General features: G+C 45.9%; 17 protein-coding genes and 1 tRNA gene. 14 read left to right on the top strand and 4 right to left on the bottom strand.

The genetic code is table 11. The features are described from left to right. Positions 1-797 precede the first annotated feature (797 nt). From pxpB to LOR49_RS14275, 3 genes are read left to right on the top strand one after another with little or no spacing between them, the layout of a single operon-like run. Positions 798-1,541 carry a 5-oxoprolinase subunit PxpB gene (pxpB, locus tag LOR49_RS14265; protein ID WP_240377458.1) on the top strand — a complete coding sequence of 248 codons (744 nt, stop codon included), beginning with the start codon at positions 798-800 and terminating at the stop codon, positions 1,539-1,541. Continuing rightward, positions 1,519-2,289, top strand: a complete 771-nt coding sequence (locus tag LOR49_RS14270) for a LamB/YcsF family protein (protein WP_240377460.1) — start codon at positions 1,519-1,521, stop codon at positions 2,287-2,289. Before pxpB ends, LOR49_RS14270 begins: the two co-directional genes overlap by 23 nt. Further along, complete coding sequence (locus LOR49_RS14275) at positions 2,286-3,254, top strand: 5-oxoprolinase subunit C family protein (protein ID WP_240377462.1); 969 nt, start codon at positions 2,286-2,288, stop codon at positions 3,252-3,254. The genes LOR49_RS14270 and LOR49_RS14275 overlap by 4 nt, the downstream gene beginning before the upstream one ends. A 74-nt stretch (positions 3,255-3,328) precedes the next feature. Here LOR49_RS14275 and LOR49_RS14280 read toward each other — a convergent pair whose 3' ends face one another. Then, on the bottom strand, positions 3,329-3,469 hold the full coding sequence (locus tag LOR49_RS14280) for a hypothetical protein (RefSeq protein ID WP_240377464.1): 141 nt from the start codon (positions 3,467-3,469) through the stop codon (positions 3,329-3,331). A 162-nt stretch (positions 3,470-3,631) separates the two neighbouring features. Here LOR49_RS14280 and LOR49_RS14285 point away from each other — a divergent pair. The 7 genes from LOR49_RS14285 (at position 3,632) to LOR49_RS14315 (ending at position 9,817) form a co-directional block, all read left to right on the top strand. Continuing rightward, positions 3,632-3,708: transfer RNA gene (locus LOR49_RS14285), tRNA-Met, on the top strand. A gap of 145 nt (positions 3,709-3,853) precedes the next feature. Continuing rightward, on the top strand, positions 3,854-4,849 hold the full coding sequence (gene thiL, locus LOR49_RS14290) for a thiamine-phosphate kinase (RefSeq protein WP_240377466.1): 996 nt from the start codon (positions 3,854-3,856) through the stop codon (positions 4,847-4,849). 28 nt (positions 4,850-4,877) lie between these two features. Further along, positions 4,878-5,330 carry a tRNA (adenosine(37)-N6)-threonylcarbamoyltransferase complex ATPase subunit type 1 TsaE gene (gene tsaE / locus LOR49_RS14295; RefSeq protein ID WP_240377468.1) on the top strand — a complete coding sequence of 151 codons (453 nt, stop codon included), beginning with the start codon at positions 4,878-4,880 and terminating at the stop codon, positions 5,328-5,330. A gap of 3 nt (positions 5,331-5,333) precedes the next feature. After that, the gene (gene tsaB, locus LOR49_RS14300; RefSeq protein ID WP_240377470.1) at positions 5,334-6,044 is read left to right on the top strand and encodes a tRNA (adenosine(37)-N6)-threonylcarbamoyltransferase complex dimerization subunit type 1 TsaB; all 711 of its coding nucleotides are present in this window, start codon (positions 5,334-5,336) and stop codon (positions 6,042-6,044) included. Then, positions 6,037-6,513 carry a ribosomal protein S18-alanine N-acetyltransferase gene (gene rimI / locus LOR49_RS14305; RefSeq protein ID WP_240377472.1) on the top strand — a complete coding sequence of 159 codons (477 nt, stop codon included), beginning with the start codon at positions 6,037-6,039 and terminating at the stop codon, positions 6,511-6,513. Before tsaB ends, rimI begins: the two co-directional genes overlap by 8 nt. Beyond that, complete coding sequence (gene tsaD, locus LOR49_RS14310; RefSeq protein ID WP_240377474.1) at positions 6,485-7,513, top strand: tRNA (adenosine(37)-N6)-threonylcarbamoyltransferase complex transferase subunit TsaD; 1,029 nt, start codon at positions 6,485-6,487, stop codon at positions 7,511-7,513. Before rimI ends, tsaD begins: the two co-directional genes overlap by 29 nt. 222 nt (positions 7,514-7,735) lie before the next feature. Further along, complete coding sequence (locus LOR49_RS14315; protein WP_240377476.1) at positions 7,736-9,817, top strand: alkaline phosphatase family protein; 2,082 nt, start codon at positions 7,736-7,738, stop codon at positions 9,815-9,817. A 26-nt stretch (positions 9,818-9,843) separates the two neighbouring features. On the opposite strand, the gene LOR49_RS14320 is transcribed toward LOR49_RS14315, so the two are convergent. Next, complete coding sequence (locus LOR49_RS14320; protein ID WP_240377477.1) at positions 9,844-11,799, bottom strand: ABC-F family ATP-binding cassette domain-containing protein; 1,956 nt, start codon at positions 11,797-11,799, stop codon at positions 9,844-9,846. Between the two features lie 286 nt (positions 11,800-12,085). On the opposite strand from LOR49_RS14320, the gene LOR49_RS14325 reads away from it, so the two are divergent. The 3 genes from LOR49_RS14325 to tatC are packed head-to-tail and all read left to right on the top strand — an operon-like array spanning position 12,086 to position 13,753. Beyond that, positions 12,086-12,730, top strand: coding sequence for a redox-sensing transcriptional repressor Rex (locus LOR49_RS14325; RefSeq protein WP_240377479.1), 645 nt, complete (start codon positions 12,086-12,088; stop codon positions 12,728-12,730). Between the two features lie 28 nt (positions 12,731-12,758). Continuing rightward, a complete protein-coding gene (locus LOR49_RS14330) occupies positions 12,759-12,956 on the top strand; it encodes a twin-arginine translocase TatA/TatE family subunit (RefSeq protein ID WP_240377480.1) in 198 nt (65 codons plus the stop codon). Between the two features lie 20 nt (positions 12,957-12,976). Continuing rightward, entirely contained in the window at positions 12,977-13,753 is a 777-nt protein-coding gene (gene tatC, locus LOR49_RS14335; protein WP_240377482.1) for a twin-arginine translocase subunit TatC, read from the top strand. 60 nt (positions 13,754-13,813) lie between these two features. Here tatC and LOR49_RS14340 read toward each other — a convergent pair whose 3' ends face one another. Together LOR49_RS14340 and LOR49_RS14345 are read right to left on the bottom strand one after the other, a co-directional pair. Continuing rightward, positions 13,814-14,002: a YdiK family protein gene (locus LOR49_RS14340; protein WP_240377484.1), complete on the bottom strand. Its 189-nt coding sequence runs from the start codon at positions 14,000-14,002 to the stop codon at positions 13,814-13,816. Next, positions 13,999-14,676, bottom strand: coding sequence for a CPBP family intramembrane glutamic endopeptidase (locus LOR49_RS14345; protein ID WP_275899687.1), 678 nt, complete (start codon positions 14,674-14,676; stop codon positions 13,999-14,001). Before LOR49_RS14345 ends, LOR49_RS14340 begins: the two co-directional genes overlap by 4 nt. 343 nt (positions 14,677-15,019) lie before the next feature. Here LOR49_RS14345 and groES point away from each other — a divergent pair, with 343 nt between their 5' ends. Further along, the gene (groES, locus tag LOR49_RS14350; protein WP_240377487.1) at positions 15,020-15,304 is read left to right on the top strand and encodes a co-chaperone GroES; all 285 of its coding nucleotides are present in this window, start codon (positions 15,020-15,022) and stop codon (positions 15,302-15,304) included. The last annotated feature ends 4 nt before the right edge of the window (positions 15,305-15,308 follow it).

Here is a 15,308-nt window from a genome sequence, read left to right on the forward strand (position 1 = left end):
AATACGCTGGCGGCTTTTTTTGTATCAAAATATTATGTCTCTAAAAAACTACAATTTTAATGGTGTGATTCGTACCGAACGAGCCTTAGGAAACCGTTAAATCTACGCTGTTTTTTTAATGCTAAGCTTGTACTATTTATAGAAACTTCTGCTCTTTGTTATTTACTAGATAAATGAAAAAAGTACCGTCTGTCACGGCTAACAGAAAAGATCTCCTACTGGCCCTTTTTCGCAATAGTGATCGAGATTTTACCGCTTGACTCCTTTATTACCAGCCACGTTTTTCACGACGCCATTGCCCTTATAGGATGTCGCTATTTCTACCAACCCCAGTTTTAGCAACTTCATCCCTCGCCTATGGCGTCGCTGTATCAACCATCTGCTAATTTCACGACGTTATTGTGCCTCTATGCCGTCGCTATTTTCTCCAACAACAAATTTTACAACACCATTCAGCTCTTCTTCCATTAAAAAACAGCCTCTCGTTTTGAAAGAGTTGCTTTTTTCCTTTTATCTGGCTTGGAAATAAAAAACGTTTTTCGCCCTTGAGGAAAGTGAACCCAGATAGTAATTGAGAGTGAGTACACTTCAACAGTAAGTGTTCCGGCATTTTCTGTGTTGGGAACTTTTCAGGCAGACGTTTTATTAAAAGAGGTTATCCCACAATTTGTGTGACTGTGGTAACCTTGATGGAGAACAATGATAAGGGATTAAAATTATGATCAGTGTTGTGGTGAATCAAGCTAGCGGATAGGTAAAATGCCAACTGGCGACAAAGACAAGGGGAGGAGAAAAGGATGCATCCTTTACGGATTGAACCGCTGGGAGATCAGGCGCTGCGTGTTGTATTTGGTACTAGCATTTCTGTGGAAACCAATCAACATATTAGAAGCCTGTCGTGGATGCTTAAAGAACAAAAGATAGAAGGCGTACTAGAATGGGTGCCGACGTATACGACCTTGACGGTTTATTATGATCCATTAATAATCTCGTTCTCGAGTTTGGAGGAAAAGATGCAATACTTGGCTGTTGGTACCGGGGACGTGCCGCCCGCGAAAATTTACCGACTTCCTGTCTATTACGGAGGCGATATGGGGCCGGACTTACAGAAAGTCTCCGAGCAAAATGGCCTCGAGTGGGAGAAAGTGATTCAGATTCACTCAGCGAAATCCTATCTCATTTATATGCTTGGGTTTACGCCGGGATTTCCTTACTTAGGAGGTATGGACGAGCGCCTGGCCACACCCCGTCTAGCGGTTCCGCGTAGACAAGTAGCAGCCGGATCCGTCGGGATTGCCGGAGCGCAAACAGGTGTTTATTCGATAAACAGTCCAGGTGGATGGAATATTATTGGAAGAACACCTGTTAAACTGTTCGACCCTGGTCAGTCAGTTCCGGTGTTACTGGAAGCCGGAAACTATATTCGGTTTACACCGGTTACGCTAGAACAGTATAAAGAAATTACGGAGCAGTTGGAAGAAGGGACGTATGAAGTGTCTTATGAGGAGGGGACCAGTGATGGGGCTTCAAGTAGACCTTAACTGTGATTTAGGCGAAAGCTATGGGGACTATGTTATCGGACAGGATCATAAAGTGTTGGACTATGTGACGTCGGCGAACGTTGCCTGCGGGTATCATGCGGGGGATCACAATGTAATGGCAAAGACGGTAAGACTTGCGAAAAAAGCTGGAACAGCGGTCGGAGCTCACCCTGGTTTTCCGGATCTAGGCGGATTTGGACGAAGAAAAATGGAGATCAGTGCGGACGAAATATACCGACTTATTATATACCAGATCGGTGCCTTGCAAGCGTTTTGCCGAGTGGAGGGTGTCCGTGTGCAGCACGTGAAGCCTCATGGTGCCCTTTATCAAACTGCCTTACATGATCGCTCCGTTGCAGAAGCAATAGCAGAGGCAGTTTATGCGATTGACTCATCGCTTGTTTTATTTGGGTTGTCAGGTAGCGAGCTGATAGCAGCTGGTCAGAAGCGCGGATTGCGGACGGCAAGTGAAGTGTTTGCGGATCGTACATATCAGCCAGACGGCACGCTAACGCCACGTCATGACCCGGATGCCTTTATCCGAACACCTGCGAAAGCCGCAGAACGAATCATGGAAATGATCGAACAGCAGCAAACAACAGCTGTCGATGGTACTTTCTTAAGCATGAGGGCAGACACCATCTGTGTTCATGGGGATAATCCGGAAGCATTGGCTTTTGTCAAAGAATTGCGCAAAATGATGACAGCTAAACAGATTACGATTGCGGCTGTGGGTGATAAAAAATGAAACAACAGGAACTCTGTTACGTAAGAAAGCCAGGCTTGTTTACAACGATTCAAGATAGCGGGCGCTATGGATTCCAGAGACAAGGCATTTCTCCAGCAGGTGCGATGGATCCTTACGCTTTAGCGCTTGCAAATATGCTGGTGGGAAACGAGGCGTCTAGCGCGGTGCTTGAGATAACGATTACGGGACCCACTTTACTATTTAAACAGGACACGGTAGCCGCGGTAACCGGTGCAGATGTGGAACCGATTTTGAATGGAAATCGCATTGCTATGTGGAAGAGCTTCGCCATTGAAAAAGGAGATGAACTGCGCTTTAAAGGAGCCCGTTCTGGGATGCGTGCTTACTTAGGAGTACAGGGCGGCTTTGCTGGGGAAGGAAGGATGAGCAGCCACGAAACATACGTGCGTGCAAACATAGGGGGCGTCAACGGAAGAGAACTCCAGCGAGGGGATACGATCTTTTGTTATGGGGGTAAGCAAGCAGCCGTACCACCAGGAACCGCCCTTCACGAGGATCTCATACCAGGCTATCCGAATAAGCAAGTGCTGCGTGTTCTTGCCGGACCGGAAGAAGATGCTTTTACAGAAGAGGCGCTGACGACCTTTTATCAATCGTTATTCACAGTTACGAATGAAGCAGATCGAATGGGACTCAGGTTAAAGGGAGCGAGGCTAGCCCATGCTCGTCCAGCCGACATTTTGTCCGACGCCGCCACTTTCGGTACGGTACAAGTCGCCGCGGAAGGTCAACCTATTATCCTGATGGCGGACCGGCAGACGACAGGCGGCTACACGAGAATTGCAAATGTAATCAGTGTCGATCTCTCAAAAGCAGCCCAAGTACGTCCCGGTCAGCAAGTCTCTTTCCGAAAAGTAACGTTGAGAGACGCCCATGAGCTGATGCGAAAAGAAAGAAAACTCATGCGAAGCTTGGCAACGCGCTTGGCGGACCAACAAACATAAAAGAGGCTGTCTCAAAGATTTCCTCGCTGTAGGGGGGGAATCTATTAAAAGAGACAGCCTCTTCCTCTTTTTCATTATTTGTTATTTAAGTAGTTTAGCAAGTCTTGATAGAAACTAATATTATCCGTGAAGAGAAAAATAGGTAAAAAAACAAATGTTGCAATCAATGCTACATTTGCGAGTAAAAAGGAACGAGTATAAGCCCAGACTTTCATTGTAAACCACTCCTTCACGATCGGAAAATGACTTTTCCTTTGTTCGATTGTAACAAATTTGTCACAAATAAACAAGAAAAAATTTTAAAAATGAACATACTCTTGCATTGTAAAAAGATACATGGTATATTTATATCTATCACATAAGATACTATTTCACATCGCGGGGTGGAGCAGTCTGGCAGCTCGTCGGGCTCATAACCCGGAGGTCGAAGGTTCAAATCCTTCCCCCGCAACCAATTTAAATAATGATTGAACCATAAAGCCTACTTTGCGAAGGCTTTATTTTTTTTGCTTTACGGATTGGACTGCATTTTTTCAATGATTAATTTTTGCAAATACGTTAAACTAGAAAGGAAACGGAAAAACGAAGGATGAGTTAGTATGCTGAAGGATGAATTCGAATGGATTAATCAACAGCGGCCCACCTCCCACTTCCACCATAGTCTCATCCAGGGGATTGGCGATGATGCCGCTGTTTTTGCAAGCAGCCAGAAGTACGAACAGCTGCTATGTGTTGACACGTTAGTGGAAGGGATTCATTTTAGAAAGAATACGCTCAGCCCGGAAGATGTCGGTCACAAAGCATTAGCGGTTAACATCAGTGATATCGCGGCGATGGGAGGGGAGCCGCTTTTTTATATGGCTGCACTCGCGGTGCCGGAAGCGTGGTCAGAAGAAGAGTTAGCAGGCGTATACAAAGGCATGACAATGCTCGGCAGCCGGTATAACATGGATTTAATTGGTGGCGACACCGTGTCTGCTCCCAGCGATTTCATGATATCCGTAACTGTGTATGGGCGCATTGAAAAAGGGCATGCCCTGTTAAGAAGAAATGCCCGGCCTGGAGATATTGTGTTCCTCACGCGCCCTGCTGGCTGTTCTGCTGCAGGGCTGGAAATATTACTGCAAAAAGGGCGACGTTTCCCTTTTCAAATAGAAGAAAAGCGGTTAGTCTCCGCCCATCAACGCCCGGAACCGTGTGTGGAAGCAGGTCGAGTGATTGCTTCCGTTGATGCGGAGGCATCGTTGAATGATATAAGTGACGGCCTTGCCAGCGAACTGCATGAAATCGCGGAAGCCAGTCATTGTACTATTGAACTGGACAAAAACAAAATCCCGGTGGCTCCGGAATTGCAGGTTTTTTCAGAGGAGCAGTACTGGAAGTGGATTTTTTTTGGCGGAGAAGATTTTGGTCTCACTGGTACCGTTCGAGAAAAGGCCTGGCCGCGGCTTCAAAGAGAAATGGATAAAAAAGAGCTGGACCTCTACCCGATTGGGCGTGTTCAGGCAGGCTCTCCGGCTGTTTTCATCGTGAATGGTGAGAGACGAGAAAGTTTGCAAAAAAAAGGGTACAATCACTTCAAAAAGAAGCGGTAGCCCGCTAATAAGAAAGTTAGGTGCGAAGATGGAGGGTACGGAAGTGAAAAGCGGTTCGCCGGAAGAAACACATGAAATCGCAAAGCGCCTTGGAGCTCTTTTACAAAAAGGAGACATTGTAACGCTCTCAGGCGGGCTTGGTGCGGGAAAAACTCACTTCACCAAAGGGATAGCGGATGCACTTGGTGTACGTAAGATCGTGAACAGCCCAACCTTCACGATCATTAAAGAATACGAGGGACGTCTTCCTCTCTACCACATGGATGTTTACCGGATTGACGAAGAAGAGGCGGATGCACTTGGGATCGAAGAATATTTAGACGGGGACGGCGTCTGTGTCATAGAATGGGCTGAAAAAATCAGCAGACTGCTTCCGGAGGAGCGGCTGGCCATTACGATCGATAAGGAAAGTGAAACAGCCCGGATGATCCGCATCGAAGGAGCAGGTAAGCGGTTTGAGGAAGTGTGCAAGGAGCTGTAAAGGATGAAAATATTAGCAATTGATACGTCAACCCATGTATTAGGTATAGCGCTTGCTGACGAAGAACGAATAGTAGGCACATACGTCACGAATTTTAAGAAGAACCATTCACTGCGTCTGATGCCGGCCATTGATTATCTCTTGAAAGAGCTGAACGTGAAGCCAGAAGAACTTGATGCTGTTGCTGCAGCTAAGGGACCAGGTTCTTATACAGGGGTGCGAATCGGCGTCACTACTGCCAAGTCACTTGCGTGGGCACTTGGCATTCCAGTGTACGGCATCTCGAGTCTGCAAGTGCTCGCCAGGAACGGCAAGCACTTTGGCGGTTTCATCTGTCCATTTATTGATGCAAGAAGAGGACAGGTTTACACAGGCTTATATAAAATCGGTAGAGATTATTCAGTTGAAACGGTCGCCGAAGATCGTATTATGTTGCTGGAGGAGTGGCTCGCTTTTCTACAAGAAAAACAAGAGCCAGTCCTGTTTTTGAGCCAAGATTGGGAAGCGCATGAAGACACGGTCCGGCGAACGCTTACAGATTTGGCTGTACAGGGAGAGAAGGCGGATATGCTGCCACGGCCGGAAGAGCTGGCTCTTCTCGCTTACCAGCAAGGAGAGGCGATCCCCGCCCATCTGCTTGTCCCGGAATATACACAGCCAACGGAAGCTGAAAAAAAGTGGCTGGCAGAACAAGAAGGTAAAAAAGATGCCTGATTTTCCAATTATCCGTTTTATGGAAGAAACTGATATTGACGGTGTATTACGGGTGGAACACGATGCATTCCAGATGCCTTGGACCCGCTATGCATTTGAGAACGAATTACGACACAACCGGTTTGCCCGTTATTTGGTAGCAGAGTGGGAAGAGGAAATAATCGGTTACTGCGGGGTATGGATTGTTTTAGATGAGGCCAATATTACGAATATCGCCGTTCATTCTCGACACCGTGGAAAAAAAGCTGGTGAGACGCTGCTTATCCATGCAATAGACCTGGCCTCTGTATATGGGGTAAAACGGATGTCACTGGAAGTAAGAGTAAGTAACACCGCTGCCCAATCCCTTTACACGAAGCTCGGTTTTCAAAAAGGTGGCATTCGGAAAAGCTATTATACAGACAATAATGAAGACGCATTAGTAATGTGGGTGAATATCGATGAATATAAAAAACAGACAAACAGATGACGAGCTCATTTTAGCGATAGAGACAAGCTGCGATGAGACTGCAGCAGCTGTCGTTAGAGGAGGCACGGAAATACTGTCGAATGTGATCGCATCACAAATCGAAAGTCATAAACGTTTCGGCGGTGTCGTTCCGGAGCTTGCCTCCCGCCACCACACAGAAAGCATCACGTGGATTGTGGAGGAAGCGCTGAAAGAGGCAGAATTAACACTTGTGGACATTGATGCGGTAGCGGTGACACATGGCCCGGGACTTGTCGGCGCCCTTTTAGTCGGGGTGAATGCGGCGAAAGCAATTGCTTTTGCGCACGGACTGCCTCTTCTGCCGGTCCACCACATTTCCGGGCACATTCAAGCCGCTCGCTTGGAACGAGAATGGCAGTACCCAGCGCTTGCGCTCGTCGTCTCCGGAGGACACACGGAGCTTGTACTTATGGAGGAAGAAGGCCGTTATCAAGTGATTGGGGAGACACGCGATGACGCGGCTGGAGAGGCGTATGATAAAGTTGCCCGCAGCTTGCAGCTTCCTTATCCAGGAGGTCCCCATATCGATCAACTTGCCAAAACAGGGACTGCGAATATCGCGTTCCCGATTGCCTGGTTGGAAGCGGGTTCTTATGATTTTAGCTTCAGCGGTTTAAAATCAGCAGTTATTAACACGCTCCATAACACCCGGCAGCGTGGGGAGTCGCTTGCTCCGGAAGACGTTGCTGCAAGCTTTCAAAAAAGCGTTGTCGAAGTACTTACTACCAAAACGAAACGTGCAGCTGAGGCCTACCAGGTGAAGCAAGTTGTTCTTGCAGGAGGGGTTGCTGCCAATCAAGGACTGCGGAATGCGATGGAAGCAGCATTCCAAGGGACAGATATGGAGTTAACGATCCCGCCACTTTCCTTATGTACCGATAATGCTGCCATGATCGGTGCTGCGGCGCACATTCAGTGGAAACAGAATCAAAGGGCCGGTTGGGATTTAAACGGCACAGCAGACTTGGCACTTACGTAAGTGCCAAGTCTTTTTTTGCGTGTATAACTTTTCTGTGGATAATGTGGAAAAAGCTCGAAAAGGCTTTTATTCACAGGAAGTGGAGTTGTTAACAAAAAATCTGTGGATAACTTAACGATTCTGTGAATAATGGATATAATTCCTAGTTTTTCAGCCATACTAGTGTTAATAACTCTGTGGATTATGTGGATAGTCGTGTTTTTCTGAAAGGATAGGAACGGTATGAAGGTTTTAAAAGTAATGCTGTCTCTTTTCATTCTCGTCGGCAGCATGGTGGGATTCATAGGGCTGAGTAAAGCTCAAGAGACGCAAAAAGAAAAACATGCGGTGTTGGTTGTCGTTCCTGGTCTCTCCCTTGATCATTTTTTTAGAGTGATGGAGACAAATGTGGACAGTTTGTGGAAAGGGGCTTCCGCGATCGCCCTTAATCGGCTCACAGGCGGAGGGAAGACACCTTTGAATGAAACGCTGACACTTAGTTCAGGAAAACGAAGTACAGGCAGGGATCTCGTGCAAACGGATGAGCTTTTGTTCATGGAAACGTCAAATAAATACGAGAACGTTTACACCTTGCCCTACTTAAAAAAAAATACCCCTATTACAGGGACGAATGAGGAGAAGCGATTGGCAGAACTCTTAATGGCAAGAGGGGTCCACGTCAGCTTTACCGGACATAGTGACACCGCGACAAGCCGTCATCAGACCGCTCCATTTTTTACAGTAGACAAAGAGGGGAAGACGAATGGAAACCGGGAAATTTCCGTTGTGAAAGATGACGGCTCGCCGGGTGGGTACAGGATGGACGGCACGAATACAAGGGAATGGGTGGAGAAGGTAGAAGCGCGCTATCCGTTGACATGGACAGTAGTGGAGTGGGGGGATTTATACCGGGATCAGACAGCGACGGAAGAAACCGTTTCCCGTTTAGCCCAGTTTCTAAGCGAACTTCGCCAAACCGGAACAACGGTATTTTTGCTCGGCACGGACCCTGGAGTTTCTAAAGGGATCGGAAATGATAAAATGGTTCCGTTTGTGAAATGGGAAGAGGATGACGATACAGAGGGAGCCTGGTATTCCCCGACAGTACGGCAGCCATTTTTGGGGAGCAGCCTGGATGCTGCGCCGACTTTTTTAGATTATTACAGGATACCTGTCCCGAATACTTGGCATGGACGCCCTTTAGAAGAAGGGAAGCGCTACCGGGACCCTGCTGGAAATATGCAGGCGGCTGTGAACGGAGCTGCTCATATTTTTCAGACACGCGGGCCTGTTCTTTCCACGTATGTTTTACTGCTAGCTCTACTTTTGATCGTCACTTTTCTTTATTGGAAATATAATAATAAACTGGGACGGGCGAAACCGAGGGTCGTACAGACGGCAATAACGGCAGGGATGGTTTCTCCGCTCTCATTTATCGGAGCCGCGGCGGTCTTCGGTAGAAATATCACAAGCGTCGCCCTGTACAGTTCGGTAGTCGTTGTCTTTTCGATAATAATTGCGCTTCTTCTCGTCCACTTTGGAAAATTCCGTCTGGTGTGGCTTACATCTTGTCTGACACTTGTTGTCCTTACAGGAGATTTACTACTTGGGGCCCCACTGATGAAGCACTCTTACCTCGGCTACGATCCGTTGATAGGCGCTCGTTACGGCGGTATCGGCAATGAACTCGGAGGCTTCTATGCAGCGGCGGCTGTTGTTTTTTTAGAGCCATGGGCTGGACGGAAAAATAAACAGTGGATTGTCTCCGGAATGGCTGTCGTATTTCTTATCATTCTTGGATCCGCTTATTTAGGACAAAACGCCGGGGTTACCTTGGCTTCCGGGTTCATGTTCGCCGCACTGTTACGGGAGTCGGGTTTATGTAAAAGATGGGGAAAACGATACGGTCTTGTGTTAATCGTGGTGGTCTTTTTCCTATTAATAGGCATGTTGTGGTTGTTGCAGCAAGCAGGAGGTGCTTCACACATTGGCAGTGCGTTTCAACTGGCGCTGTCTGGAGAATGGCAGGAGCTTTATACACTTATCGAAAGAAAACTGGCGATGAACAGAAAAATTATTATACACTCCAATTGGACAAAGCTGCTCGTGACAAGTTACTTGCTGGCAGTTATTTATATGATCACAGAACGCTCACCTGCGTTATCAAACTCGCAAAAAAGCGTTCTCCGCGCGGGTGGGATCGGATCGATATTTCTACTCATATTGAATGATTCAGGAGCGGTTGCTGCGTCGACTTCGATGTTTTATTTACTTTGTGCCCGTTCGCTATGGCTGTTTCAGACGGCAAAGAAGAAGGGGATGTAAGACATAACTAAAAAAAGCACTGCAGCTTATACTTCTTCAAGCTGCAGTGCTTCCCATTGTTCCATTTTATTGTCAAGCTCCTGGCGGATGTCTGTTAGTTGTCCCTGCAACGTACCGGCAGCTTCAAAATCCTCGTAAATTTCCGGTTTCAGCATTTCTTTTTCTAGTTTTTCAATTTCACATTCGAGGGCTTCGATCTCCTCCTCGATGAGTTCAATTTCCCGCTGACGTTTGCGTGACTCCCTTTTCGCTTCCTTGTCCTGAAGATATGTCTTTTTGTCACTTTCTTCAACAAGGCGGGGAGCTGCTTGTTTGCCATGCTCGTTAGCCTGTTCTTTCATCCGGATTGCTTCCCGCTGTCGTTCCTCATCCTTTTTTCGAGAATAATAATCGTAATCTCCGAGGTATTCCGTTAGACCGTTTTCATCAAGCTCGATAATTTTAGTTGCCATCCGGTTCAGGAAGTAGCGGTCATGGGAGACGAAAATCAATGTGCCGGGATAGTCAAGCAGGGCATTTTCGAGTACTTCTTTGCTATCTAAATCAAGATGGTTCGTCGGTTCGTCAAAAATGAGTAGGTTGGCCTTTTGCATCATTAACTTAGCAAGAGCAAGCCGTGCCTTTTCTCCACCGCTTAAGTCACGAATTTGCTTCAACACATCGTCACCGCTGAATAAGAAATTACCAAGAACGGTACGAATGTCTTTTTCGAGCGAATGTGGATAGTCGTCCCAAAGCTCATGAAGGACATCTTTGTTTGAATGAAGTTCAGCTTGTTCTTGATCATAGTAGCCGATCGTTACTTTGCTGCCAAGCACAACGTTACCCGATACCGGTTGCAACTTCCCGGCAATTGTTTTGAGAAGAGTTGATTTTCCGATTCCGTTAGGTCCGATGAGCGCAATGCTTTCTTGTTTTTTCACATGGAAACTAATGTTATGAATGACCGGTTCTGCATCTCCGTAAGCAACACTTACATCCGAAACGCTTAAGACATCATTTCCGCTTTGCCGTTCTACATCAAAAGAAAACTTAGCGGATTTTTGACTGCCGAGCGGCTTGTCCATAACCTGCATTTTCTCCAGTTTTTTGCGGCGGCTTTGGGCACGTTTAGACGTAGAGGCACGAACAATGTTGCGCTGCACGAAATCTTCTAATTCTGCTACCTCTTTTTGCTGTTTTTCAAATACTTTTAATTCCTGCTCGTAACGTTTTGCTTTTTCTTCTAGATAATCACTGTAGTTGCCGTGGTAGAGAAATGCTTTCGTCCGGGCAACCTCATATACTTTTGTCACGATGTTATCAAGGAAATAACGATCGTGTGAAACGATTAGCACCGCACCATTATAGTTTGATAAAAAACTTTCCAGCCAGCTGAGCGTGTCGATATCGAGATGGTTCGTCGGCTCGTCGAGGATAAGGACTTCCGGCTTGGACAGCAGCAGCTTCCCAAGGGCCAGCCGTGTTTTTTGGCCGCCGCTTAAGGTAGATATCGGGGTGCTATAGTCAAAATCGGCAAATTTCAGCCCGGAAAGCACACTGCGGATATCAGCTTCATATTGATAGCCGCCTTTTTCTCGAAAGCTGTGCTGCAACTGGTCATATTCTGCCAATACTTTCTCATAAGACGATGGGTCATCATGCACGGCGGGGTCTGCCATCTTTTGTTCCAGCGAACGTAACTCTTTCTCCATTCGCCGGATTTCTGCAAAGACGCTTAACATTTCGTCCCATATGGAACTCTCTGACTGAAGACCGCTATGCTGGTCCAAGTAGCCAAGCTCGATTCCTTTCGGGGTGATAATGTCGCCGGAATCATAAGGAAGCTCACCTGCGATAATTTTGAGCAGCGTTGATTTACCTGCGCCATTGCGGCCGACAAGCGCTATACGTTCGTTCGCTTTTACTTCTATCTTTATCTTGTCAAGAATCGTTTCTGCCCCGTAAGATTTTATAATGTCGACGCACTGTAACACTATCATTGGATCCATCCTTTATAAGAAAAAATTCCTTAAACTTTTCTTTATTGTAACTTACTTTTTCAGGTTATGCGATCGTTGGTGATGGAAGACGAAGCGGCAGGACATCGCTTATTTCATGGCAATTTTATGAACAGGTAGAATGACTCGTTATCTTCCTATTACATACAAGGTTAGAATAGTGTACAATATAAAAGAGTCAGGCAGTTCCGACGCTGTGAGTTACTTTTTCGTGTCAAACGGTGCTATACTGTTGAACAGAAACAAGAAGACATGGTTGGAGGCTGCTATGAACATAGACGAACAGAAAATACCACAAGCTACAGCAAAAAGGCTCCCGCTTTACTATCGATTTTTGGAGCATTTGCATGCATCAGGGAAACAGCGCGTCTCTTCGACGGAGCTGAGTGATGCCGTAAAGGTGGATTCTGCAACGATCCGACGGGACTTCTCCTACTTTGGGGCACTCGGAAAAAAAGGGTACGGATACAACGTTCAATACTTGTTGTCTTTTTTTCGGAAAACGTTAAATCAAGAAGAAGTGACCAAAGTCTTTCTCGTCGGTGTTGGCAATTTGGGTACGGCTCTTTTGCGATACAACTTTGCAAAAAGAGACAATACACAGATTGTAGCAGCTTTTGACGTGAATGAAGCGATTGTCGGAAAAGAAGTGGGCGGGGTAGAGGTGTATCACATTCGTGATATCGAAGCGGTGAAAGAAGAAAAGGATGCAACTGTTGCCATTCTGACTGTACCATCAACTGCTGCCCAGCTTACCGCAGAAAGCCTTGTGGAAGCAGGAGTGAAAGGTATTCTGAATTTCACCCCAGCACGCATCACCATTCCCGAGCATATTCGCATACATCATATCGATCTTTCTGTGGAACTGCAGACACTCGTATATTTTTTGAAACACTATCCTCTGGACACGTAGAGGATCATTTTAGACGGAGGTGACCTGTATGCCAATAGGTCCAGGAAGTATTGTGTTAATCGTGTTAGTTGCTTTGTTAATTTTCGGTCCGAAAAAATTACCGGAACTCGGACGCGCGGCCGGAAACACATTGAGAGAGTTCAAGCACGCAACGAAAGGGCTCGCCGATGATGATGACGACTCGAAGTCAAAGTCTCAGCAGCACTCCAACTCTTCTGATAAGTAATGAATAGGACGGGGACGGTCATGGCTCAGAAGGATATGTCCATTTATGATCATATTGGCGAGTTGCGAAAACGCCTGATAATCTCCGGAAGTTTCTTTCTTGCAGCGATGATTGTCGGGCTCTTCCTCTCTCCGAAACTGATCACTTATTTACAAAACATTCCAGAGGCTGAAAGTTTTCCAATGAACGTTTTTCAGCTGACGGATTCACTGAAATTATATATGAATTTTTCCTTTTTTGTCGGCTTAATTTTGATCTTGCCGATACTTTTGTACCAGCTTTGGGCGTTTATTGCGCCGGGTCTTCTGGAAAAAGAGAGGAAAGTGACACTGTCTTATATTCCAATTGCGACGGTGTTATTCTTCGGCGGGCTTGCTTTTGCGTACTTTATCCTGTTTCCAAATGTCATTCATTTTCTCAGCCAATTATCGGATAGGCTGAATTTGACGGAACAATACGGCGTCAATGATTATTTTGGCTTTCTCTTTCGGCTGACGATTCCATTCGGATTTTTATTCCAGCTTCCAGTAGTCGTGATGTTTTTAACGAGGCTCGGTCTTGTCACGCCGGCATGGTTGCGGAAGATGAGAAAGTTTGCCTACTTTGTATTACTCGTGGTCGCCGGTTTCATTACCCCGCCGGAAATTATCTCCCATTTAATGGTGACGGTGCCGCTCTTGCTTTTATATGAAGTGAGTATTTTTATTTCTCGTTTTTCATATAAAAAAGTTTTGCAGGCAGAGCAGGAGAAAATGGCACAATGGGCGAAAGAAGATAACGAAAGACAAAAGGATTAAATACAAAAAAACTTGGCTCTTCAGCCAAGTTTTTTATTTAGGAAAAACATTTCCGTAACGTCATGATTTATCCTGGCGTTTCATTCTGAAAAAGCGGATGCCGATCATAATGTCAATTGCTGCAACTGCTGCAAAAAAGAAAGCCCACCCATCCCACGATGAGGAATTGACGTTTTGGACGGCTAAGTAAATAAACAGTCCCGCCAGTCCGAAGTATATAAGGCCCATTACAGGCTGTGACGTTTTCATGCAAACAGTCCTCCTAAGATAAGCTGCATTTGTTCCAGTTCTTTTTGCATTTCTTGAATATAATCGCCGAGCAATACTTGCACAAGGACCGCGTACCCATTCATTGATACGTGAGCGATGATCGGTACGATAATGCGTCCCGTTTTGACATACAAGAATGAGAAGGTAAAGCCGACAGCAGCATAAATTAATAGATGGGTAAAGTCAAAATGGACGACAGCAAAGATAATCGAACTGAAAAGTGCCGACAGAAAGAAATTCAAGCGTTTATAGAACGCACCAAAGATTACTTTTCGGAAGACGATCTCTTCAAGGATGGGACCGATGATCGCGACCACCACGGCAAAAACAGGGACCATTTTCACCATATCAAGAATTTCTTTCGTGTTTTCTGATCCTGGTGGAATGCCAAGTATTTCACTTTCAATAACACTTGCCGCAAATTGCGCAATAAAGGCCAGAAATATTCCGAGTATCGTCCACTTTACCGCATGGCCGGCCGAGGACCGCGGCAATGACGGGCGTCTGTCAAGACGGCGTTCTGGTAGAAGCAGCGCGACGATAACAATAAGGGTCACGACAAAACTGCCCATGCTCCAGGCAGCAAAACTCTCAATTAACCCCATTCCGCGGCTGTACAGGAAGGGGACCCCGACAAGACTTGAAAGCTGCATAAGAATGTAAAGAATAAGTATTGCCCAATAACGTCCGTTCACACTGTTTCAACTCCTCTGATTCGCATGATGCTTTCAACATGTTCCACTTACGCTTTTCTATCATATGTTCGTATTGTATCATAGATGCGTTTAAGGACGGGAGCATTGAACTTGCGAAGGCTATCCCGTACGATAAAAGGTAAAACAGTAAATTTGGAAATTTTTTATGCTTCCCCCTTGCAAAACTAAAAAAGAATGGCTATCATAATAATTGGTGTTAGCACTCGTCGTGAGTGAGTGCTAACAAACACAAAATTGTCGGTAACCAATACCGCGCAAATACTAAAGGAGGGTGTTTACCATGTTAAAGCCTCTTGGTGATCGCATTATTATTGAACAAATCCAAACGGAAGAAAAAACACAGAGCGGGATTGTGCTTCCAGACTCTGCCCAGGAAAAACCGCAAGAAGGAAAAGTGGTGGCTGTTGGGAATGGTCGCGTCACAGATAACGGAGAGCGTATTGCGCTGGAAGTGAAAGAAGGAGACTCTGTTATTTTCTCTAAATATGCAGGTACAGAAGTGAAGTATGAAGGAACAGAATATCTAATTCTTCGTGAAAGCGACGTTCTTGCAGTAATCGGATAATGAC

Source organism: Bacillus piscicola (assembly GCF_022458745.1).
GTDB classification, from domain to species: domain Bacteria; phylum Bacillota; class Bacilli; order Bacillales; family Marinococcaceae; genus Alteribacillus_A; species Alteribacillus_A piscicola.